The sequence below is a fragment of the Nonomuraea sp. NPDC003754 genome (assembly GCF_053605785.1).
Genome location: NZ_JBSGJX010000002.1, coordinates 287,001 through 304,463, shown reverse-complemented (window position 1 = coordinate 304,463; position 17,463 = coordinate 287,001). Strand labels below are relative to the sequence as shown.

The following is a 17,463-nucleotide window of genomic DNA, read 5'->3' as shown; positions in this document are numbered from 1 at the left end:
ATCAAAGTGAAGTCGATTCGAGTGGCCGTCGCCGTGGCCGCGCTGGGTGTCGCGGTGACCGCCTGTTCGTCGCCCGTTCAGGCCGGGGCCGCGGCCATCGTCGGCAACGAGCGCATCTCGGCCGACGCTCTGAACACGAACGTCAAGCAGCTCGAAGCGGCGCTGGCCAAGGCCAAGATCCCGCAGTCGCAGATGCAGCTGCCGGTCACGCAGTACGCGCTGCTGCAGATGGTCAACGTCGCGCAGTTCAGGCAGCTGGCCGCCAAGGCGGGCGCCAAGGTCACCGACGGCGAGATCGACCAGCTCATCGCCCGTTCGGGCGGGCTGCCCGCGGTCGAGCAGCAGACGCTGGCCCAGGGCGTGCCGCCGGCCTACACCCGCGAGTGGATCGGCACCTCGATCGCCATCTCCAAGCTGATGCAGCAGTACGGCGGCGGCACCGACCAGGCCGCCCAGCAGCGCGGCCAGCAGAGGCTGATCAAGGAAGCCGCCGCCATCAAGATCACCTACAGTCCTCGCTACGGCACCTTCGACCCCACCAAGGGCTTCGTCGACTCCGGCCGTTTCGGCAAGCTGTCCGCCCAGGGCTGAGATGCCGCTCGTCGTCGTCACCACCTCCCCGCGGGTCGCGCCCGGCCTGCTCAGCCGCCAGGCGTGGCAGGCGCTGGCCTCGGGGCGGGTGCTGACCGCCTCGGAGGACCACCCGCAGCTGCCGTACCTGGCGGAGGCGGGCATCGAGGTGGAGGTGGTCGTACCTGACCATGCCGCCCTGGTACGGCAGGCCGTCGACGCCACGGTGGTCTGGCTCGCCACCGACGACGAGCACTTCATGCGCGCGGTCGGCCACGCCGCTCTCGCGCTCGACGAGCCGCCGGTGATCGAGGTCGTGCCCGGCTCCTACGACCTGCCGGGCGCCCGCGTCCTCGACCTGGTCGCGGTGATGGACCGGCTGCGCGCCGAGTGCCCGTGGGACCGCAAGCAGACCCACGCCTCCCTCGTGCCCTACCTGATCGAGGAGGCCTACGAGGTCCAGGAGTCGGTCGAACGGGGCGACTACGCCGAGCTGCGGGAGGAGCTCGGCGACGTGCTGCTGCAGGTCGCCTTCCACTCGCGGGTGGCCGAGGGCTTCGACATCGACGACGTGGCCGACGCGATCGTCACCAAGCTCGTGCGGCGCCACCCGCACGTGTTCGGCAGCGTCATCGTCGAGAGCGCCGACGAGGTCAACGCCAACTGGGAGGCCATCAAGGCCGCCGAGCGCGCGGGCAAGGAACTGTTCGACGGCGTGCCGATGGGCCAGCCCGCGCTGTCCCTCGCCGCGCAGCTGATCCGCAGGGCCGAGAGCACGGGCGTCCCGGAGAGCCTGGCCCACGCGGTCGGGCAGGGCGTGGCCAGGGAGCTGTTCGACCTGGTACGGCGGGCGCAGCAGGCGGGGCTCGACGCCGAGGCCGAGCTGCGCGCCGCGGCGCGGACCTACCGCGACCGGGTGGAGGCCTGGGAGTCCCGGTAGCGGACGTCACTCCCGAATGCCAGGATCGTCCGGCATGGGGGTATTAAGGCGACTGCATCCTGGTGAGCCGCCCGAGGTAGGCGGTTACCGTCTGGTCGGCGGCATCGGCGACGGCGGTCAGGGCTCGGTGTTCCTGGGGGAGGGACCCGACGGCCGCAGGGTCGCGGTGAAGATCCTGCACGCGCGGCTGCTGGGCGACCAGCATGCCAGGCGCAGGTTCCTGCAGGAGGGCGCGACCGCCGCGCGGGTGGCCGCCTTCTCGACCGCCAAGGTGATCGAGACGGGGCTGGCGCAGGGCAGGCCGTACATCGTCAGCGAGTACGTCGAGGGTCCCTCGCTGCAGGAGCTGGTCGCGAAGGAGGGCCCGCGCGCCGGCGGCGCGCTCGACCGGCTGGCCGTCGGGACGGCGGCCGCGCTCGCCGCCATCCACCGCGCGGGCATCGTGCACCGCGACTTCAAGCCCAGCAACGTGATCATCGGCCTCGACGGACCCAGGGTGATCGACTTCGGCATCGCGAAGGCCGTGGACGCGGGCACCACCGCCTCCAGCGTGGTCGGCACTCCCGGCTACATGTCGCCGGAACAGATCGCCGGCCGGCCCGCCACCCCCGCCTCGGACATGTTCGCGTGGGCGACGACGATGGCCTACGCCGCCACGGGCCGGGAGCTGTTCGCGGGGGAGTCGATTCCCGCGGTGATGCACCGCATCCTCACGGCGCAGCCCGACCTGCGGGGCATCGGCGAGCCGCTGCGCTCGCTGCTGGCCGCCTGCCTGGCCAAGGAGCCGGACTCGCGGCCGTCGGCCGACGAGGTGCTGCACGCCCTCCTGGACGGCACCACGACCGGCGGCACCGCACCCGGCAACGCGAGGCCTTCGCGGGCGTCCTCGCGCGATTCCTCGCGTGCGTCCTCGCCCAGGGCGCGCCGCGCGGCCCCGGTACGGCGCCGCCCGCTCGCCGTGGGCGCCGTGGGCGCGGTGCTGATGACCGGGCTGGCGGCCGGCCTGGTCTGGCAGGGCGGCACCACGGCCCCGAGCACGGGCGGAGGCGCCGTCGCGGCCGCGTCACCCGCCCCGGCCTTCGGCAGGCGGATCGGCGCGGCGTTCGGGAGGGGAACGGTGAACGCCCTGGCCGTCGGCCGGCTCAACGGGTCGGCCGTCGTGGCGGCGGCCGAGGCAGGAACCGGCGAGCTGAGCGTGTGGGACCCGGTCAAGGGCGGCCTGGTGGCCCGGGCGCCACGGCAGCGCGCCCGCGGGCTCGGCTCGCTCACCTTCGCCGACGTGGGCGGGCGGCAGGCGCTGGTGTGGGCGGCCGACGACGGCGCGGTGCGCTGGTGGTACCCGGGCAGCTCGGTTCCCGTGAAGGCGATCTCCGTCTGCGAGGGGCGCCCCCACCTGGCGGTCGTCCAGCGGCCGGAGGGCGCCGCGGCGGTCGCCGGCTGCGCGGAGGGCCGCATCCAGGCGTGGGACCTGGCGACCGGCGGCAGGACGGGCACGTTCCTGCTCGACGGCCGCGGGACCGGCAGCCTGTCGTCGGCGGGGGACGGCGAGAGCGTCTTCGTCGGCGGCTCCGACGGCCGGGTCAAGAGGTGGCGGCCGTGGGCCGGCACGCCACGGCCCGAGACGATGCCATGGAAGGGCGCCGTCGCGGTCCACGCCGCCGTCCCTGCCCCGGGCCGGCGGGTGCTGGCCGTCCAGGGGCGCGGGCAGGTGCAGGTCGTCGACTCCGACGGTGGCCAGGAGACCTGCCGCGTCGACTCCGCCCCGCCCTTCCTCGCCGCCAGCGGGAACCTGCTGGTCGGAGCGGGCGACGGCGTGCGCGTGTGGGACCTGGCGACCTGCCGGCCGTACGCCACTGTGATCGCCGCCGGCAAGGTGGGCGCCGTCGCCACGGGGGTGGTCGGCGGCGAGCCCGTCGTGGTCGCGGGCGTCGCCGGCAGGGGCATGGCCATGTGGAGCCTCGATGGCGTACCGGCTGGTAGAGGTCGATAGGCTTTCATGGCAAACCGTCCTTCGACTCTAGGAGCGCCTGACGTGGCTTCCATCGAGGCCGTTTCCGCCCGCGAGATCCTCGATTCCCGGGGCAACCCGACGGTCGAGGTCGAGGTCCTCCTCGACGACAACAGCACAGGCCGCGCAGCGGTCCCCAGCGGGGCGTCCACCGGCGCTTTCGAGGCCGTGGAGCTCCGCGACGGCGACGAGCGCTACGGCGGCAAGGGCGTCGAGAGGGCCGTGCTCGGTGTCACCGACGAGATCGCCGACGAGATCCTGGGCATCGACGCCGACGAGCAGCGCATCATCGACCAGGTCATGATCGACCTGGACGGCACGCCCAACAAGGGCAAGCTCGGCGCCAACGCCATCCTCGGCGTGTCGCTGGCCGTGGCCAAGGCCGCGGCCGACAGCGCCGACCTGCCGCTGTTCCGCTACATCGGCGGACCCAACGCGCACGTGCTGCCCGTGCCGATGATGAACATCCTGAACGGCGGCGCCCACGCCGACACCAACGTCGACATCCAGGAGTTCATGATCGCCCCGATCGGGGCCGAGACGTTCCGCGAGGCGCTCCGCGTCGGCACCGAGGTCTACCACGCGCTCAAGGGCGTGCTGAAGGAGAAGGGCTACGCCACGGGCCTGGGCGACGAAGGCGGCTTCGCGCCCAACCTGCCGTCCAACCGCGACGCGCTCGACCTGATCCTGGTCGCCATCGAGCGCGCCGGCTACCGGCCGGGTGAAGACGTCGCGCTGGCGCTCGACGTGGCCGCCTCCGAGTTCCACAAGGACGGCGTCTACACCATCGACGGCAAGGGCCACTCGGCCGACGAGCTGATCGCCTTCTACGCCGACCTGGTCGAGTCCTACCCGCTGGTCTCCATCGAGGACCCGCTGGACGAGAGCGACTGGGAAGGCTGGAACAAGATCACCAAGGCGCTCGGCGACAAGGTCCAGCTCGTCGGCGACGACCTGTTCGTGACCAACCCCGAGCGGCTGGCCCGTGGCATCGCCGAGGGCACCGCCAACGCGCTGCTGGTCAAGGTCAACCAGATCGGCACGCTGACCGAGACGCTCGACGCGGTCGACCTGGCCCACCGCAACGGCTACCGCTGCATGATGAGCCACCGTTCGGGCGAGACCGAGGACACCACGATCGCCGACCTCGCCGTGGCGACCAACTGCGGCCAGATCAAGACGGGCGCCCCCGCGCGCTCCGACCGGGTCGCCAAGTACAACCAGCTGCTCCGCATCGAGGAAATCCTGGACGACGCCGCGCGTTACGCGGGTCGCGCGGCTTTCCCGCGGTTCCGGCGCTAGTTTCTACTACGGCCCTGCGTCAGGCCTCGGGCGCCTCCTCGAAACCGGCCGCGGGGTCGCCCGCGCGCCGGGCCCCGTGGCTCGCCGAGCCCGGACGGCCGGCCGCTCGACGAGCGGGGAACACCCCGTGGCCTGGCCACCTGGTGACCGGAGCGAGCGGGAACGTCCCGCGTGGTCCGGCCACCTGGCGGCTGGGATGAGTGGCAACGCCTTGGATGGTCTGGACACCTGGGGTGTGGACACCTCGTGTGCGGGCGCCCGCCCGGACACCGACCATCCGCCGGCCCGGTCCCACCGGTCTGCGACCGGCCCGGTATCACGGCCGGGCAGCCGGACCGGTAGTGGCCGGTCGAGCCGCCGTACCGGGACCATCCGGCCTACGGTGGGAACACCGGCTGAGCGGCCGACCCCGGCGAACGGCGGGGAGGCGTGTGGCTGTCGGACGGTCCGGACCTCCTCCGGCGGTCCGGGGGTGCTTGGGCGTGCTGGGCGGTCCGTGTGGCTGCCGGGCGGTACGGCGTGCTGGGTGGTCCGGGTGGCTGTCGGGCGGTACGGCGTGCTGGGTGGTCCGGTGTGGCTGTCGGGCGTCCTGGGGGCGGCCTGGAGCGGGCGCGCTGCCGGGCCCCGGTGGCCGAGGGCCCGCCGCCCCGATCGCAGGGGAGGCGGTCACGGCCGGGGGTAGGGGCAGCGGAACGAGGCGGAGGGAGCACAGGTGGCGAAGCGACCGCAGTTGACGGGACGGGCCGCGATCCTCGCGGTGGTGGTGTGCGCGATCGCCATGAGCCTGGCCTATCCCGTGCGCGAATACGTCGCCCAGCGTCGCGCGATCGCCGAGCTGGAGGCCGAGAAGGCCAAGGAGCAGGAGGAGCAGCGCCTGCTGGCCGAGCGCCAGCGGCAGCTGCAGGACCCCAACTACATCAAGCGCGAGGCCAGGCGCAGGCTCCACTACTGCGGCGCGGGCGAGAAGTGCTTCATGGTCGCCGACAACAAGCCGAAGCAGGCCAAGTCGGGCGCCCGGCAGCAGCTCGCCATGACGCCGCCCTGGTACCAGACGCTGTGGGAGTCGGTCGAGGCGGCCGACACGGGCAAGGGCGTCAAGGCCCCCGCGTCGGCCACGGCCGAGGAGAAGAAGGACGATGGAAAGCCATGACATCGAGGCGGTCGAGCGGCAGCTCGGCCGTCCGCCGCGGGGCCTGCGCAGGGTCGCGCACCGCTGCCCCTGCGGCAACCCCGACGTGGTCGAGACGGCGCCGCGGCTGCCCGACGGCACGCCGTTCCCCACGCTCTACTACCTGACGTGCCCGAAGGCCGCCTCGGCGATCGGCACCCTCGAGGGCTCGGGGCTGATGAAGGAGATGCAGGCCAGGCTGGCCGACGACGAGGAGCTGGCCGCCGCCTACCGGGCCGCCCACGACGACTACGTGGCCGGGCGTGACAAGGCCGCGGCCGAGGAAGGCATGGAGCCGCTGCCGCGCGACATGCAGAGCACGGGCGGCATGCCGTACCGGGTGAAGTGCCTGCACGCGCTGGTCGCGCACGAGCTGGCGGTGCCGGGCGGCAACCCGTTCGGCGCGGAGGCGTTGGAGCGGTTGCCGGAGTGGTGGGCGGACGGTCCCTGCGTGCGGGTGGAGGACGAACAGTGACCAGGGTGGCGGCCGTCGACTGCGGCACGAACTCCGTCCGCCTGCTGATCGCCGACATCCGGTGCGGCGAGCTCCACGAGATCGAGCGGCGCATGGAGATCGTCAGGCTCGGCCAGGACGTCGACCGGACGGGACGGCTCGCGCCCGAGGCGCTCCAGCGGACCTTCGCCGCCATGCGCCACTACCGCAAGCTGATCGACCAGCACGGCGCGACCGGCACCAGGGTCGTGGCGACGAGCGCGACGCGCGACGCCGACAACCGGCAGGAGTTCGTCGACGGGGTGAGGGAGATCTTCGGCGTGGCGCCCGAGGTGGTCTCGGGCGGGGAGGAGGCCGAGCTCTCCTTCACCGGCGCCACCCACGGGCTGCTTCACCTGTCGCTGGAGACCGGTGTGCCCGAGGGGCCGCTGCCGCCGTACCTGGTGGTCGACATCGGTGGCGGCTCCACCGAGTTCGTCGTGGGCACCGACCACGCGCAGGGGGCGCTGTCGGTCGACATCGGCTGCGTACGGCTGACCGAGCGCCACCTGCGGGAGGCGGGCGACCCGCCCTCGGCGGAGGCGCTCGAGCGGGTGGTCGCCGACATCGAGGCCGCGCTCGACCGGGTCGAGGCGGAGGTCCCGGTACGGCAGGCGCGCACGCTCGTGGGCCTGGCGGGTTCGGTCACGACGGTCGCCGGCATCGCGCTCGACCTTCCCGCCTACGATCCGGAGCGGATTCATCACGCGATTATCTCGGCCGAAGAGGTTCATGAGGTGACGCGTCGGCTTCTCGCCATGACGCATGGTGAGCGGGCCGCGGTTCCTGTGATGCATCCAGGACGCGTCGACGTCATTGGCGTGGGGGCGTTGATTCTGGACCGTATCGTGCGACGTTTCGGGTTTGCGCAGGTCGTCGTGAGCGAACACGACATTCTGGACGGAATCGCCTGGTCCATCGCCTGAAATTTTCTGGATTTTCGGACATTCACCCCCTTTGGGGCCTGTTGAGAGTGCATTCTGTTCTGTGATTAGGTAAAGGAGCTTTACGGGGGCTTTGCCATATGGTTCGGCACGGGGTGTGCCGGCGTGGCGACCGTTCCCGAGCGCACCTTTTCCCTCACGGAATGGAGCACTCTCACATGAAGTCCTCAGGACTGGCTCGCAGAGTGGCCGCCTTCGGCGCCACGACTGCGGTGCTGGCCGCCATGGTCACGGGGCTGGCCGCCGCCCCGGCTCAGGCGGCGACCACGGCCAAGGCCGGCACGCTGTCCACCGCTGCCGGTGCCACCAAGGCGAAGCCGCTCGCGATCTCGGTCACGACGCCCAAGGCGTCTGTCCGTGACTACGAGGGCGCCTGCCCGGTGAACGTCAAGTTCTCCGCGCAGATCAAGGTCAAGCTCAAGGGCTCGACCACGGTCGCGTGGCGCTGGCTGCACGGCAATGGGTCCAAGGGCAAGGTCCAGACCAAGAAGGTCGCGGGCAACGGGGTCAAGACGATCAACGTTGCGCAGGCCATCAAGTTCACGGACAACGTCAAGGGCTGGGAGGCCGTCGAGGTCCTCGGCCCGAAGCACGTGAAGTCGAAGAAGGTCTACTTCTCGGTCGCGTGCGGTGACAACGGCAACAACGACGGGGACGGCCTGCACGAGGCCGACTACGACAAGGTGTACGCCCGTGCGTGGGCCTCGCCGAGCACGTACGTGGGTTCGTGTACCCCCGGCGACAAGATCGACTTCACCGGTGTGATCAAGGTGGACCGCCCCCGCTGGGTGCACTACCGCTGGATCCTCAACGGTGACGTCGTCGACGGCGGCAAGGTCAAGGTCTGGGACACGCGGAAGGTCGGCTTCGGCTTCTCCCCGCGTTACAGCCACCGTGGCTGGGCGGTCCTCGAGACCCTCGGCCGTGGCGCGACCGAGTCGAACCGCGCCGGCTACAAGGTCTGGTGCAAGGATGACGGCGGCCACAACGAGACCAAGGTCTCGGTGGCCACTCCCACCACCGGCACCAACCACAACACCTGCGCGGTCGGCGCCAACGCCACCATCAACGCGACCGGCCGTGGCCGTGTCGAGTACGTGTGGTCGGTGAACGGCAAGGCCGTGGCCAGCGGCGACACCTACTTCGGTGGCGCCGGCAGCAAGACGGTCGGGCTTTCGGAGCAGGCGCTGAGCGGTGAGGCCACCAAGGGCGGCACCGTTTCGATCTCCATCGTGGGTCCGAACAACCGTGACTCGGCTTCGCAGTCCTACGCGGCCTGCCAGAAGCCCGAGCCGGCCGCGACCTCGGTGAAGGTCAGCGTCTCCGCTGTGCACGACCAGACCACCTGCAAGGACGGCAAGGGCTCGACGATCAACGCGACCGCGACCGTGACGGTCAACGGTGCCGCGAAGAACGTCGTCGTCCAGCTGTGGAGCCAGGTGGGCGGCTTCAGCAAGGACGTCACCCTCGACTTCGACAAGGCGGGCAGCCAGACCGTGTCCTTCAGCCTCCCGGCTGCGGGCACCAACGGCATCAACGCCAAGGCGACCCTCGCGGGTGTCGGGTCTGACAGCAGCCTGGCCACGTACGGCGACCACTGCCCTGCGCCGGCCAAGGCGGACGAGAAGGCTTCCACGGGTGCCTGATCGGCTGAACTGAGACCGGGCGGCGCCTTCGCCGGCGCCGCCCGGTTTTTCTGTTGCCGGTATTACGCATTGCACAGTAGTGTGCATCGCGTGGATAGCACCCAGCTCCTCAAAGGCGTGCTCGACCTCGCCGTCCTGGCGGTCCTCCACGAACGCGACAGCTACGGCTACGACGTCGTCCGGAGGCTGCGAGAGGCCGGTCTGGAGGACGTGGGCGACGCGTCCGTCTACGGCACGCTGCGCCGCCTGTTCAAGTCGGGCGCGCTGACCTCGTACGTGGTGGCCTCCGACGAGGGGCCGCATCGCAAGTACTACGGCCTGAACGACGTCGGCCGGGCCCAGCTCGCCGCCTCGGCCGCGACCTGGACCTCCTTCGCCGCGACGATGGCCGACCTGCTCAAGGAGAGGCATCCCTGATGACACCCGAACAGTACGCGCAGGCCGTACGGGAGGCCCTCGCCGGCCATCCCAACAGCGAGGAACTGCTGGAGGACCTGGACGACCACCTGGCCGAGGTGGCGTCGGAGTCGGAGGTCTCGCTCGAGGAGCGCCTGGGGCCGCCCGAGGCGTACGCGGCGGAGCTGGCGGCCGCCTACGGCGGCAGGACCGGTGAGCGGCGCACGAAGTCCCGGCTGAGGCAGGCGGGCGCGGCGCTGGCCCGGCATCCGGCCCTCACACGGTTGAGCGGCTTCCTCCCCGAACTGCGGCCAGGGTGGTGGGTGCTGCGCGGTTACGTCCTGGCCATGCTGCTGATCTCGGTAGCGGACGAAGAGCAGCTCGTGCCCGACGCGTTGGGCGAGATCGCCCTGGTCGCCGCAGCCGTCTGGATCTCTGTCCTCCTCGGCAGGGCGCCGAGGAGCCGCTGGCCGCGGCTCACCTCGGCGCTCGCCTCGGGCATCGCCGCGCTGGGCCTGCTCGCCGGCGCCGTCCACGCCGACCAGATGCGGATGAGGCTCGAGAACCCGCCGATGGCCTACGAGGCGCCGGTCCAGATGGACACCGTCTCCTCCTTCGGCGACGTCGTCAACATCAGGCCGTACGCGAAGGACGGCACGCCGCTGACCGACGTCTACCTCTACGACCAGGACGGCCGACCGGTCACCACGAACTTCGAGGACTCCGGCTACGTCGTGGACCGCTCGTGCGGCGAGCCGGTGCTCAACCGCTACCCGCTGCCGCTGGTCGAGCCGGCCGACGAGCCCGGCGTCGAGGACGGCTCGGTCCCCGCGCCCACCAGGGCGTCCGCCGCCTGTGCGAGGCCGTCCGAAGCGCCCGCGCCGATGGGCACCGCCACGCCCGCCCCCGTCCGGACGGACGAATCCGAGTAATCCGCCGGACGGCGCTGTCGCCCGCCGGAGGCCCACAGCGACGCGCCGGGCCGTTGCTGGGGGCGCCGGCGATGGGCGGGGCCCTGCCGGCGGTTTACACCATCGGGCACTATCGGTGCCATGAGCTTCGTACCTCCCGGCACCGGCTGGCCCGATGATCCCGCGGCTCCCGACACCCCCGTGGCGCACTCGCCCGAGGGGGTGCGGGAGCTCGCGGCCGCCAGCCGTACCATCGCGGAGCTGACGGCCCGCCAGTCGGTCTGCAGGGCGTGCCCGCGCCTGGTGGCGTGGCGGGAGGAGGTCGCGCAGGTCAGGCGGCGCGCCTTCGCGGAGGAGACCTACTGGGGACGGCCGGTCGCGGGCTGGGGCGCGCGGGAGCCGCGCGTGCTGCTGGTCGGGCTCGCGCCCGCCGCCCACGGCGGCAACAGGACCGGGCGCATCTTCACCGGCGACCGCAGCGGCGACTGGCTGTTCGCCTCGCTGTACCGCACGGGGCTCGCCGTCCAGGAGACCAGCGTGCGCGCCGGCGACGGCCAGCGGCTCATCGACACCCGCATGGTCGCCGCCGTGCGCTGCGCGCCGCCCGCCAACAAGCCGCTGCCGGAGGAGAAGGCCGCCTGCTACCCCTGGCTCCAGCGCGAGCTCGCGCTCGTCGCGGGCAGCGTGCGCGTGGTGGTGGCGCTGGGCGGCTACGCCTGGCAGGCGGTCTGGCCCGCGCTCAAGGAGACCGGGTACGGCATGCCGCGTACCAGGCCGCCGTTCGGCCACGGCGTCGAGGTCCCCCTGTCGTACGGCGAGGCCGGCGTGACGTTGCTCGGCTGCTATCACCCCAGCCAGCAGAACACCTTCACCGGCAGGGTCACCGCCGCGATGCTCGACGGGATCTTCCGCCGCGCGGCGGAGATCGCCGGGCAGGTGCCCGAATGTGGGGAGGCTCACTAGGGAATCCCTTGTCCTCGTCCGCGGTTGCACGGTTATGCTTGTGAAAGATTTCACAAGGGTGAACTCGAGGATGGGACCTCAGGTGAACAAGCACATCCTGATCGTCGGCGGTGGCTACGTCGGCATGTACACCGCTCTGCGACTGCAGCGCAGGCTCGGCAAGGAGCTGCGCGACGGCCGCGTGCACATCACCGTCATCGACCCCAACTCCTACATGACCTACCAGCCCTTCCTGCCGGAGGCCGCCGCGGGCAACCTGTCGCCGCGGCACGTCGTGGCCCCGCTGCGTCGCGTGCTGCCGAAGGTCGAGATCCTCAACGGCGTGGTCACCAAGGTCAACCACGCGGGCAGGACGGTCACCTTCGCCCCCGGCGAGGGCGAGGCGAGGGACATCTCCTACGACGTCCTCGTGATGGCCGCGGGCTCGATCTCGAGGACCCTCCCCATTCCCGGCCTGACCGACATCGGCATCGGCTTCAAGACCGTCGGCGAGGCCATCGCCCTGCGCAACAGGGTCCTGCACCAGCTCGACGTGGCCGAGTCGACCGAGGACCCCGAGGTGCGCGAGCGGGCGCTGACCTTCGTGGTCGTCGGCGCCGGGTTCGCGGGCGTCGAGGCGCTGGCCGAGCTCGAGGACATGGCCAAGGACTCCACCCGCTACTACCGCAACATCAAGCCCTCGGACGTCCGCTGGGTGCTCGTCGAGGCGACCAACAGGGTCCTGCCCGAGGTCGGCCCCGAGATGGGCAAGTGGACGTTGGAGCAGCTGCGCGAGCGCGGCATCGAGGTCAAGCTGGAGACGCGCCTCGAGTCGGCCACCGGCGGCCACGTGGTGCTGTCGGACGGCACCGAGTTCGACGCCGAGACCCTCGTCTGGACGGCGGGCGTCAAGCCCAGCCCCATCGTGACCGAGGGCGACCTGCCGATCGACGAGCGCGGCAGGATCAAGACCACCACCAAGCTGACCATCGCCGGCACGAAGGACGCCTACGCCGCCGGTGACGCGGCGGGCGTGCCCGACGTCACCAACCCCGGCCAGTTCTGCGCGCCCAACGCCCAGCACGCCGTACGGCAGGCGAAGGTGCTCGCCGACAACATCATCCACGCGCTCCGCGGCGAGCAACTGGTCGAATACCGCCACAAGTATGTCGGATCGGTCGCCGGGCTGGGGCTCCACCAGGGCGTCGCGAACGTCTACGGCATCAAGCTTCGCGGATTGGCTGCATGGTTCATGCACCGCACCTACCATCTGTCCCGGGTACCGACGCTGAACCGCAAGGTGCGCGTCGTCGCGGACTGGACGCTTGCGCTGTTCTTCAAGCGGGAGACGGTGTCTCTCGGCGAGATGGAGCACCCGCGCGACGGTTTCAGGGCGGCGGTCGCGAGCAACCGCCGCCGATAACGCTTCGGAACCCTCCTTCCCGCACGATGAGAAGGGGGAGATCCAGGGGTGGGGCTCTCTGCGGTGACCGTGCTCGGCGTCGACCGGCCAGGCGTGATAGCCGAGGTGACAGGATCGCTGGCCGAGTGCGGCGTCAACATCCAGGACTCGACCATGACGCTGCTCGGCGGGCACGTCGCGATGATGCTCCTCGTCGCGGGCGAGCTGTCGGCCGAGCAGTTGCGTGAGCGGGTGCGCATCCCCGAGGTGGTGGTCAGCGCGGCGGCCGTCGACGCGAGCCGTCACTTCAGCTGTCCGGGCGCCGGTCTGGAGTACGTGCTCACGCTGCACGGCCCGGACAAGCCGGGGATCATCTCGGCCGTCGCCGGGGTGCTGGCCTCGGTCGGCGGCAACATCACCGGGATGAGCACGCGGCTGAGCGGGCGCCTCTACGTGCTCATCGCCGACGTCGCCCTGCCGGCCGCGGTCGACGTGGCCGATCTCATGCGCAAGCTGGCGGCGGTCGGCGCGAACCTCGGCTCCGAGATCACCTTCCGTCCGGGCGAACCGGACCTGCTGTGAGCGGAGTTCCGCGCGAGGTCGTGCGCGCCCCCCACGCGGTGCTGTCCGCCTCGGCCGAGATCGTGGACCCGACCGATCCCTTCGTCGTCTCCGCCGCCGACGACCTGCTGGCGACGCTGCGCGCGATCGGCAAGCCGTCCGGGCTGTCGGCTCCCCAGATCGGGCTGAGCTGGCGGCTGATCGCGGTGAACGCGAGCCTGCACCCACGCAGCAGGTCGAGCGCAGGCGCGGTCACGCTGGTCAACCCCCGCCTGGCGGAGGCGGCCGGCTGGCGCCACGGCAGGGAGGGCTGCTTCTCGGTGCCGGGACTGCTCGGCGAGGTGCCCCGCGCCACGAGGATCACGGTGTCCGGCGAGCTGCCCAGAACGGGCGAGTCCGTGACGATCGAGGCGGACGCCTTCGAAGCCCGCTGCATCCAGCATCAACTGGACCATCTGGACGGTGTGCTCTTCCTGGACAGAGTGTCCGGAGCGCGGGCACTTCACCACAGATCTCACTCTTGTTACGCCTGATACAAAGTTGTGCTCCTCGTGAGCATGGTCCGTTTCGTATGATTGCGGCGCCCCCGTGGCCCAATGGCAGAGGCAAACCCCTTAAAAGGGTTGACGTGCGGGTTCGAATCCCGCCGGGGGCACCGCTTATTTATATCGAATTTATGGCTCTGACCAGGCGTTTCTCCTTGACGTCCGGACCTGCTGTCAGGGGCCCGCGACGCTGCGTGTCCGCCGGGCATCCCGGTGATCGGCGGGTCCGGCGAAGGGCTTGACAGCGGTCCTTTCCTCTGGTCGGTTCGGGTCCCTTTATGCGGGCGGCTGAAAACGGTTTTCCGGCCCGGTTAAACCGAGGTGAACACCTCTTACCGGAAGGCCACGCTTAGTGACGGCAATAGGTGGGCGGATGCGTTCCGCCGCCTCCAAAAACAGGACAAAACGGGCAAATAACGCCGACCTGGGATCCGGGGTGTTCGTCGAGGGTCGCGGCGTCCGGGAACCGGCGGGAGGCCTCGTTCGTTGGGCACGCTGCAGAAGTCTCGAAAGTACATAGATCCCGGCGTGACTTGGCCAGTGTGACGCCCTGTCCCATATTCTGATCACGTTGGTCGCAGCGTGGAGGCAGCGATGGAGAGTAAGAACCCCGTTTTCAGCCGGTCGCCGTACACCCACCAGCAGCAAGGGTGGACCCCGAGCCCCGAGCACCTGCAGGGGATGTACGACAGCCCGGCCTACGCCCCGCCCACCGCGCCGGCCGTCAGGACGATGACCATCGACGACGTCGTGGTCCGCGGATTCATGACGCTCGGCACGCTCGTCGTGGCCGGCGCCGCCGCGTGGTACTTCGAGGTGGGCATGGGCGTGGCCGCGGTCTCCGCCCTCATCGGTGTGGTCCTCGGCCTCATCGCCTCGTTCAAGCAGAGCACCAGTCCGGCGCTCATCCTGGGCTACGCCCTGTTCTACGGCGTCTTCGTCGGCGCCCTGAGCCGCATGTACGAGTCGTTCTTCAACGGCATCGTGCTCCAGGCGGTGATCGGCACGGCGCTCGCCTTCGCGGCCGTCCTGACCGTCTACTCCCTGCGGATCGTCAGGGTCACGCCGAAGTTCACCAAGTTCGTGGTGGCCGCCGCGATCGGCGCGCTCGCCCTGGTCCTGGTCAACCTCATCGCCGGCTTCTTCGTCGACGGTGGCCTCGGCCTGCGGACCGACAGCCCGCTCGGCTGGATCTTCAGCGCCGCGATGATCCTGCTCGGCACCTTCTTCCTGCTGCTCGACTTCGACGAGATCGAGCGCGCGGTGAAGGTGGGCGCTCCGGAGAAGTTCGCGTGGCAGTGCGCGTTCGGGCTCACGCTGAGCCTGGTCTGGATCTACCTCGAGGTGCTGCGATTCATCAGCTACTTCTCGGGCGACGACTGATCGTCGACCCACGAGACCCCGCTGGTCCACCAGCGGGGTCTTTTCTTTGCGCCACCAGTGATCTACCCGGCGTGACAAAACGCTGGCCGCCGAGGGGTTGCCATTCGCGGTGAGGTGTTGCAGTGTCGAGCAAAGGACCAATCCGTGGAGGTGCCCATGTCCTTGAACCACTCACCGGAGATGCAGACGAAGCTGATCGCGAGGGTCCCTGCCATTACGGGACGCGAACTCCCAGAGTGGTTCCAAGCCATTGACAACGGTCCATCGTTCCTCAGATGCGACGAGCGAGCTCATTGGCTCGCCGAGGAACACGGGCTCACTCACGGCTACGCCGCAGCCATCGTCCTCGAGCACGAGCGGCACCGCCGTAACCGGATGGGGTTCATCTAAAACCCCACACGCCCCGACGCGCCCGTGCCGTGGAAACGGCCCGGGCGCGCATCATGGGTGAATGGATCTCGACAAGGCGCGCGACTTCCTGGCGCGCAACCATCACGCCGTCCTGCTCACCCACCACGCCGACGGGCGGTCCCAGATGTCGCCGGTGCTGGTCGGCATCGACGAGGACGGCTACGCGGTCGTCAGCACCCGGGAGGGCGCGGCCAAGACCCGCAACGCGCGCAGGGACCCCCGGGTGGCCATCTGCGCGTTCACCGACGCCTTCTTCGGCGAGTGGATCCAGGTCGAGGGCACGGCCGAGGTCGTCTCGCTGCCCGCGGCCATGGACCACCTGATCGCCTACTACCGGGGCGTCGCCGGGGAGCACGCCGACTGGGCCGAGTACCGCGCGGCCATGGAGAGGGAACGCCGCGTGGTGCTGCGGATCGCGCTCAACCGGGCCGGCCCCGACCACCACGCCTGAGCAGGTACTCCCTGCCGTCGTCGGTGTACTCGCCCGGCCAGCCCACGGCCCACAGGCCCTTCGTGCCGGGAATCGCGGCGACGGCCGTGACCGTGCCGTGGCCGGCGCGCTCAGCGGTCCAGCCCCTGCCGTCGAAGCGCAGGAAGACGGGGACGTCCGGCCGGTCGCGATCCCGTGCCGCGACCCACACGTCGTCGGGGCCGAACGCGGTGACGCCGGTCAGCTCGGCGTTCATCGGCGGCAGGGCCACCTGCTTCCAGGAGCGCCCGTCCCAGTGGAGGGCCAGGGGAAGGGCCGGAGAGTCGGTCTCGGCCAGCACACCGGAGACCCACTCACCACAGGGGCGGCCGGGGATCCGCTCCACCTGGGCATTCTCGACGATCTTCCCCACGGCCCACACGTCCGTCGGGGTGATCTGCACGACGGAGGTCAGCGTGCCGCCGGGGACGAGCGGCACGCGCATGGCCTCCCACTGCCCGTATCCTTCGCGGCCGGCCTTCCTGCTGTGCACGACCAGCGGGGTGACCTCCGCGCAGTCGCGGTGGGGTGCCGCGCCCACGATCCAGGCGTGTCCCGATCCGGAGGTGACCGCGTCGAGCACGCCCTCGGGGCTGAACTGGAGACGGAAGCGGTCGTGCCTGCCGGTGACGATGAACGGCGCGCCATCCTCGCTCGCGCCGATCAGCACCGCCGTGTCGCCGTCCGTGGCGACGTCGTCGAAGGACTTGTCCTCGGAGATGCCGAACGGCCGCGTCCTGGTCCAGCGGCGCCCGTCCCAGTGGGCGACCGTGTCCCCCGCCGCGATCCAGAGATCGTCGGGGCCGCCGGCGTCGAGGCCGTCGTAGCCGCCGACAGCCGGCGTGCCGGGCAGTTTCGACCACGTGGTGCCGTCCCATCGCAGCACGACGGTGGAGCCGTCGCTGTCCTCGGCGCCGTCCTCGTAGCCGAGCGCCCATGCCTGCCGCGGGCCCGTGGCCACCACGTCGACGAGCCCGGAAGCCGTCAGGAGCGGCAGCTTCTCGAACTCCTTCCACCGCGTGGAGAACGGCGGCGCCTGCGGCGTACGGCTCGGGCCGGGGGAGAGGGAGGGGGCCGGCGCCGCGCTCGCGGGCGTGGCCGGGCCCGCCGACGGGCGTCCGTGATCGCCGCCGCCCGAGCAGGCGGCGAGCAGCGACAGGCAGGCCACCGCGGCCGTCGCCCGATATGCGATCGTCATCGGTCGGATCATGGCGAAACCTCCTCCACGGCGCGCCGATTCCGCGAGATCCGCCCGGCCGCCCGAGCGCCGTCGCCCCGCCCGGCCACGCGCGCCGGGTGACGCGTGTCCCCTGACGGACGCCGGCCACGCGTGCTCGGTGACGCGTGTCCCCCGACGGACGCCGGCCACGCG

The 17,463-nt window shown here is 71.0% G+C and carries 18 protein-coding genes and 1 tRNA gene; 18 read left to right on the top strand and 1 reads right to left on the bottom strand.

The window, feature by feature from the left end; genetic code table 11:
• The first annotated feature begins 6 nt into the window (after positions 1–6).
• The 18 genes from ACWEVS_RS03990 (at position 7) to ACWEVS_RS03905 (ending at position 16,073) form a co-directional block, all read left to right on the top strand.
• On the top strand, positions 7–591 hold the full coding sequence (locus tag ACWEVS_RS03990) for a SurA N-terminal domain-containing protein (protein ID WP_354905534.1): 585 nt from the start codon (positions 7–9) through the stop codon (positions 589–591).
• A gap of 1 nt (position 592) precedes the next feature.
• Positions 593–1,510: a MazG family protein gene (locus ACWEVS_RS03985; protein WP_449918063.1), complete on the top strand. Its 918-nt coding sequence runs from the start codon at positions 593–595 to the stop codon at positions 1,508–1,510.
• Positions 1,511–1,544: 34 nt separating this feature from the next.
• On the top strand, positions 1,545–3,500 hold the full coding sequence (locus ACWEVS_RS03980; RefSeq protein WP_452549793.1) for a WD40 repeat domain-containing serine/threonine protein kinase: 1,956 nt from the start codon (positions 1,545–1,547) through the stop codon (positions 3,498–3,500).
• Positions 3,501–3,542: 42 nt separating this feature from the next.
• Complete coding sequence (eno, locus tag ACWEVS_RS03975) at positions 3,543–4,820, top strand: phosphopyruvate hydratase (RefSeq protein WP_354905542.1); 1,278 nt, start codon at positions 3,543–3,545, stop codon at positions 4,818–4,820.
• 712 nt (positions 4,821–5,532) lie between these two features.
• Complete coding sequence (locus ACWEVS_RS03970) at positions 5,533–5,970, top strand: FtsB family cell division protein (RefSeq protein ID WP_354905545.1); 438 nt, start codon at positions 5,533–5,535, stop codon at positions 5,968–5,970.
• On the top strand, positions 5,957–6,463 hold the full coding sequence (locus ACWEVS_RS03965) for a DUF501 domain-containing protein (protein WP_452415756.1): 507 nt from the start codon (positions 5,957–5,959) through the stop codon (positions 6,461–6,463). Before ACWEVS_RS03970 ends, ACWEVS_RS03965 begins: the two co-directional genes overlap by 14 nt.
• Positions 6,460–7,407, top strand: a complete 948-nt coding sequence (locus ACWEVS_RS03960; protein ID WP_449918055.1) for a Ppx/GppA phosphatase family protein — start codon at positions 6,460–6,462, stop codon at positions 7,405–7,407. Before ACWEVS_RS03965 ends, ACWEVS_RS03960 begins: the two co-directional genes overlap by 4 nt.
• Positions 7,408–7,583: 176 nt before the next feature.
• Positions 7,584–9,071 carry a hypothetical protein gene (locus ACWEVS_RS03955; RefSeq protein WP_452549791.1) on the top strand — a complete coding sequence of 496 codons (1,488 nt, stop codon included), beginning with the start codon at positions 7,584–7,586 and terminating at the stop codon, positions 9,069–9,071.
• 90 nt (positions 9,072–9,161) lie between these two features.
• Positions 9,162–9,488, top strand: coding sequence for a PadR family transcriptional regulator (locus ACWEVS_RS03950; protein WP_354905556.1), 327 nt, complete (start codon positions 9,162–9,164; stop codon positions 9,486–9,488).
• Positions 9,488–10,399, top strand: a complete 912-nt coding sequence (locus tag ACWEVS_RS03945; RefSeq protein WP_452549789.1) for a hypothetical protein — start codon at positions 9,488–9,490, stop codon at positions 10,397–10,399. The genes ACWEVS_RS03950 and ACWEVS_RS03945 overlap by 1 nt, the downstream gene beginning before the upstream one ends.
• Before the next feature lie 120 nt (positions 10,400–10,519).
• Positions 10,520–11,341 carry a uracil-DNA glycosylase gene (locus tag ACWEVS_RS03940; RefSeq protein ID WP_449918048.1) on the top strand — a complete coding sequence of 274 codons (822 nt, stop codon included), beginning with the start codon at positions 10,520–10,522 and terminating at the stop codon, positions 11,339–11,341.
• 124 nt (positions 11,342–11,465) lie between these two features.
• Positions 11,466–12,743 carry an NAD(P)/FAD-dependent oxidoreductase gene (locus tag ACWEVS_RS03935; RefSeq protein ID WP_449918650.1) on the top strand — a complete coding sequence of 426 codons (1,278 nt, stop codon included), beginning with the start codon at positions 11,466–11,468 and terminating at the stop codon, positions 12,741–12,743.
• Positions 12,744–12,791: 48 nt separating this feature from the next.
• Positions 12,792–13,304 carry a glycine cleavage system protein R gene (locus ACWEVS_RS03930; protein ID WP_354905566.1) on the top strand — a complete coding sequence of 171 codons (513 nt, stop codon included), beginning with the start codon at positions 12,792–12,794 and terminating at the stop codon, positions 13,302–13,304.
• Entirely contained in the window at positions 13,301–13,816 is a 516-nt protein-coding gene (locus tag ACWEVS_RS03925) for a peptide deformylase (RefSeq protein ID WP_354905569.1), read from the top strand. The genes ACWEVS_RS03930 and ACWEVS_RS03925 overlap by 4 nt, the downstream gene beginning before the upstream one ends.
• Positions 13,817–13,865: 49 nt before the next feature.
• Positions 13,866–13,938: transfer RNA gene (locus tag ACWEVS_RS03920), tRNA-Leu, on the top strand.
• 484 nt (positions 13,939–14,422) lie between these two features.
• Positions 14,423–15,211 carry a Bax inhibitor-1/YccA family protein gene (locus ACWEVS_RS03915; RefSeq protein WP_449918045.1) on the top strand — a complete coding sequence of 263 codons (789 nt, stop codon included), beginning with the start codon at positions 14,423–14,425 and terminating at the stop codon, positions 15,209–15,211.
• 156 nt (positions 15,212–15,367) lie between these two features.
• Positions 15,368–15,601, top strand: a complete 234-nt coding sequence (locus ACWEVS_RS03910; RefSeq protein WP_354905975.1) for a DUF4287 domain-containing protein — start codon at positions 15,368–15,370, stop codon at positions 15,599–15,601.
• Positions 15,602–15,662: 61 nt separating this feature from the next.
• Positions 15,663–16,073 carry a PPOX class F420-dependent oxidoreductase gene (locus ACWEVS_RS03905; RefSeq protein ID WP_452549787.1) on the top strand — a complete coding sequence of 137 codons (411 nt, stop codon included), beginning with the start codon at positions 15,663–15,665 and terminating at the stop codon, positions 16,071–16,073.
• On the opposite strand, the gene ACWEVS_RS03900 is transcribed toward ACWEVS_RS03905, so the two are convergent.
• The gene (locus ACWEVS_RS03900; RefSeq protein WP_452549785.1) at positions 16,042–17,289 is read right to left on the bottom strand and encodes a hypothetical protein; all 1,248 of its coding nucleotides are present in this window, start codon (positions 17,287–17,289) and stop codon (positions 16,042–16,044) included. The two genes, ACWEVS_RS03905 and ACWEVS_RS03900, sit on opposite strands and share 32 nt — an antisense overlap.
• Between the last annotated feature and the right edge of the window lie 174 nt (positions 17,290–17,463).

Coding starts and splice junctions, on each gene's coding strand:
- ACWEVS_RS03985 (WP_449918063.1), top strand. CDS start 593: ATGCCGCTCGTCGTCGTCACCACCTCCCCGCGGGTCGCGCCCGGCCTG.
- ACWEVS_RS03940 (WP_449918048.1), top strand. CDS start 10,520: ATGAGCTTCGTACCTCCCGGCACCGGCTGGCCCGATGATCCCGCGGCT.
- ACWEVS_RS03910 (WP_354905975.1), top strand. CDS start 15,368: ATGTCCTTGAACCACTCACCGGAGATGCAGACGAAGCTGATCGCGAGG.
- ACWEVS_RS03900 (WP_452549785.1), bottom strand. CDS start 17,289: ATGACGATCGCATATCGGGCGACGGCCGCGGTGGCCTGCCTGTCGCTG.
- ACWEVS_RS03965 (WP_452415756.1), top strand. CDS start 5,957: ATGGAAAGCCATGACATCGAGGCGGTCGAGCGGCAGCTCGGCCGTCCG.
- ACWEVS_RS03955 (WP_452549791.1), top strand. CDS start 7,584: ATGAAGTCCTCAGGACTGGCTCGCAGAGTGGCCGCCTTCGGCGCCACG.
- ACWEVS_RS03935 (WP_449918650.1), top strand. CDS start 11,466: ATGTACACCGCTCTGCGACTGCAGCGCAGGCTCGGCAAGGAGCTGCGC.
- ACWEVS_RS03905 (WP_452549787.1), top strand. CDS start 15,663: ATGGATCTCGACAAGGCGCGCGACTTCCTGGCGCGCAACCATCACGCC.
- ACWEVS_RS03980 (WP_452549793.1), top strand. CDS start 1,545: ATGGGGGTATTAAGGCGACTGCATCCTGGTGAGCCGCCCGAGGTAGGC.
- ACWEVS_RS03915 (WP_449918045.1), top strand. CDS start 14,423: ATGGAGAGTAAGAACCCCGTTTTCAGCCGGTCGCCGTACACCCACCAG.
- ACWEVS_RS03945 (WP_452549789.1), top strand. CDS start 9,488: ATGACACCCGAACAGTACGCGCAGGCCGTACGGGAGGCCCTCGCCGGC.